Source organism: Rahnella perminowiae, from assembly GCF_019049755.1.
GTDB lineage: Bacteria > Pseudomonadota > Gammaproteobacteria > Enterobacterales > Enterobacteriaceae > Rahnella > Rahnella perminowiae.
In genome coordinates this window covers 1-647 of record NZ_JAFMOS010000092.1, presented here as the reverse complement: position 1 = coordinate 647, position 647 = coordinate 1, and the positions used below count along the sequence as shown (strand labels likewise).

Genomic DNA, 647 nt, shown 5'->3' with positions numbered 1-647 from the left:
CAATTAATATTCAATCATGAATTTTCATTTTCATCTCAAATGTCTGCAAAATTGTACATAAGCGAGTGGTGGATGGTTCCAACAAAAATATTGAGTACTACAGTCCTTTTTGAGTTTATAGCTGGGATGCTGGTCGCTAAGGCTTTCATGCAATTCAATCATAAACCTGGCAAGTCTACTACCTGCTATATATTACTAACTTGTCTATTTGTAATTATTTCGGTTGTTATCATTTTCGGATTTGGACCCGTTGGTTTATTTGGAAGTTTCTGGGTTGCACTTCCATTGCTCATCGCTACTGTATGCATTGATAAGTATGGGCCTACATTTAAATCATCCTTCTTAAACAATGCGGGTAATATCTCATATTCACTTTACATCATTCACTTCCCTGTGATGACGTTTTTCAGGCAATATTTTTTTGAAAAACACCAACTAACCGACACGCAGAGATTTATATGTTTTAGCTTAATGATAGCACTTTGCTATATAGCTGCAAACATTGCGCATACTTTAATTGAAAAACCTGCAATTAAATTATCACGTAAAATTTGCATGCGATTCAAAGCACCACCTCTTAATTTCAGTTAATTACATTTCAACCTATTAGAGTTACTCCAACGTGACTCTAATAGTGGTGGTAAAGC

At 34.9% G+C, this 647-nt stretch carries 1 protein-coding gene; it reads left to right on the top strand.

Annotated elements, in window-relative coordinates; translation table 11 throughout:
* Positions 1 to 591 (top strand): acyltransferase family protein (locus tag J1785_RS00475; RefSeq protein ID WP_217218542.1); only part of this gene is annotated, 591 nt, incomplete at its 5' end.
* Between the last annotated feature and the right edge of the window lie 56 nt (positions 592 to 647).